Genomic DNA, 3235 nt, shown 5'->3' with positions numbered 1-3235 from the left:
CCTACTCTCACATGGGGAGACCCCACACTACCATCGGCGCTACGGCGTTTCACTGCTGAGTTCGGCATGGGGTCAGGTGGGACCACCGCGCTATTGCCGCCAGACAAATCCTGTTTTCAATCCCGAACAAGCTGTCTGACCGTCTTCTTTCGGTCATGTTTTTTCTCTGAAACGCTGTCTTTGCTCTCAATCCCCGCAAAACACCTTCGGTGTTGTCAGGTTAAGCCGCACGGTTCATTAGTACTGGTTAGCTCAACGTCTCGCAACGCTTACACACCCAGCCTATCTACGTCCTCGTCTCGAACGTTCCTTCAGGACTCTCTAGGAGTCAGGGAAGACTCATCTCAAGGCAAGTTTCCCGCTTAGATGCTTTCAGCGGTTATCTCTTCCGCACTTAGCTACCGGGCAGTGCCATTGGCATGACAACCCGAACACCAGTGGTGCGTCCACTCCGGTCCTCTCGTACTAGGAGCAGCCCCTTTCAATCTTCCAACGCCCACGGCAGATAGGGACCGAACTGTCTCACGACGTTCTAAACCCAGCTCGCGTACCACTTTAAACGGCGAACAGCCGTACCCTTGGGACCTACTTCAGCCCCAGGATGTGATGAGCCGACATCGAGGTGCCAAACACCGCCGTCGATATGAACTCTTGGGCGGTATCAGCCTGTTATCCCCGGAGTACCTTTTATCCGTTGAGCGATGGCCCTTCCATTCAGAACCACCGGATCACTAAGACCTACTTTCGTACCTGCTCGCGCCGTCACGCTCGCAGTCAAGCTAGCTTATGCCTTTGCACTAACCTCACGATGTCCGACCGTGATTAGCTAACCTTCGTGCTCCTCCGTTACGCTTTGGGAGGAGACCGCCCCAGTCAAACTACCCACCAGACACTGTCCGCAACCCGGATAACGGGCCTACGTTAGAACACCAGCCATTAAAGGGTGGTATTTCAAGGATGGCTCCATGCAGACTGGCGTCCACACTTCTTAGCCTCCCACCTATCCTACACATCAAGGACCAGTGTTCAGTGTCAAGCTATAGTAAAGGTTCACGGGGTCTTTCCGTCTTGCCGCGGGTACACTGCATCTTCACAGCGAGTTCAATTTCACTGAGTCTCGGGTGGAGACAGCCTGGCCATCATTACGCCATTCGTGCAGGTCGGAACTTACCCGACAAGGAATTTCGCTACCTTAGGACCGTTATAGTTACGGCCGCCGTTTACTGGGGCTTCGATCAAGAGCTTCTCCTTACGGATAACCCCATCAATTAACCTTCCAGCACCGGGCAGGCGTCACACCGTATACGTCCACTTTCGTGTTTGCACAGTGCTGTGTTTTTATTAAACAGTTGCAGCCAGCTGGTATCTGCGACTGGCTTCAGCTCCGGGAGCAAGTCCCTTCACCTAACGCCAGCGTGCCTTCTCCCGAAGTTACGGCACCATTTTGCCTAGTTCCTTCACCCGAGTTCTCTCAAGCGCCTGAGTATTCTCTACCTGACCACCTGTGTCGGTTTGGGGTACGATTCAATGTTACCTGGAGCTTAGAGGCTTTTCCTGGAAGCCGGGCATCTGTCACTTCAGCACCGTAGTGCCTCGTCATCACGCCTCAGTGTTATACAGCGGTCCGGATTTACCAAGACTGCCCACCTACACGCTTAAACCGGGACGACCGTCGCCCGGATGACATAGCCTTCTCCGTCCCCCCTTCGCAGTAACACCAAGTACAGGAATATTAACCTGTTTCCCATCGACTACGCTTTTCAGCCTCGCCTTAGGGGTCGACTCACCCTGCCCCGATTAACGTTGGACAGGAACCCTTGGTCTTCCGGCGTGCGGGTTTTTCACCCGCATTATCGTTACTTATGTCAGCATTCGCACTTCTGATACCTCCAGCAGCCCTCACAGGCCACCTTCAACGGCTTACAGAACGCTCCCCTACCCAACAACACTTACGTGTCGCTGCCGCAGCTTCGGTGCATGGTTTAGCCCCGTTACATCTTCCGCGCAGGCCGACTCGACCAGTGAGCTATTACGCTTTCTTTAAATGATGGCTGCTTCTAAGCCAACATCCTGGCTGTCTGAGCCTTCCCACTTCGTTTCCCACTTAACCATGACTTGGGGACCTTAGCTGGCGGTCTGGGTTGTTTCCCTCTTCACGACGGACGTTAGCACCCGCCGTGTGTCTCCCGTGATAACATTCTTCGGTATTCGCAGTTTGCATCGGGTTGGTAAGTCGGGATGACCCCCTAGCCGAAACAGTGCTCTACCCCCGAAGATGAATTCACGAGGCGCTACCTAAATAGCTTTCGGGGAGAACCAGCTATCTCCCGGTTTGATTGGCCTTTCACCCCCAGCCACAAGTCATCCGCTAATTTTTCAACATTAGTCGGTTCGGTCCTCCAGTTAGTGTTACCCAACCTTCAACCTGCCCATGGCTAGATCACCGGGTTTCGGGTCTATACCCTGCAACTTAACGCCCAGTTAAGACTCGGTTTCCCTGCGGCTCCCCTATACGGTTAACCTTGCTACAGAATATAAGTCGCTGACCCATTATACAAAAGGTACGCAGTCACACCCCAAAGGGTGCTCCCACTGCTTGTACGTACACGGTTTCAGGTTCTCTTTCACTCCCCTCGCCGGGGTTCTTTTCGCCTTTCCCTCACGGTACTGGTTCACTATCGGTCAGTCAGGAGTATTTAGCCTTGGAGGATGGTCCCCCCATATTCAGACAGGATACCACGTGTCCCGCCCTACTCATCGAACTCCCACTGCCAGCGTTTTCAGATACGGGGCTATCACCCTTTACTGCCGGCCTTTCCAGACCGTTCTCCTGACGCTGACACTGATGTTAGTTCTGGGCTCCTCCCCGTTCGCTCGCCGCTACTGGGGGAATCTCGGTTGATTTCTTTTCCTCGGGGTACTGAGATGTTTCAGTTCCCCCGGTTCGCCTCCTGACCCTATGAATTCAGGTCAGGATAGTGCAACGGATTGCACTGGGTTTCCCCATTCGGGTATCGCCGGGTCTTGCGGGTCATATCCCCTTCCCGGCGCTTATCGCAGATTAGCACGCCCTTCATCGCCTCTGACTGCCTAGGCATCCACCGTGTACGCTTAGTCGCTTAACCTCACAACCCGAAGGTGTCTTCGGATGCGAGTTTTTGAGAGACTCATCAGTCACTGTTACACAGTGCTGATTGTTTCAAATTTTCAGCTTGTTCCAGATTGTTAAAGAGCA

The 3235-nt window shown here is 53.6% G+C and carries 2 rRNA genes; both read right to left on the bottom strand.

Going from position 1 to position 3235, the window contains the following annotated elements:
* Positions 1 to 104, bottom strand: a 5S ribosomal RNA gene (gene rrf, locus AACS92_RS22260).
* A 112-nt stretch (positions 105 to 216) separates the two neighbouring features.
* Positions 217 to 3125 (bottom strand): 23S ribosomal RNA (locus tag AACS92_RS22255).
* Positions 3126 to 3235 lie beyond the last annotated feature (110 nt).

Origin of the sequence: Xenorhabdus sp. KJ12.1 (assembly GCF_963876495.1) — a bacterium.
GTDB classification, from domain to species: domain Bacteria; phylum Pseudomonadota; class Gammaproteobacteria; order Enterobacterales; family Enterobacteriaceae; genus Xenorhabdus; species Xenorhabdus stockiae.
The sequence above is the reverse complement of the archived record's forward strand: the minus strand, read 5'-3'. Positions and strand labels throughout refer to the sequence as shown.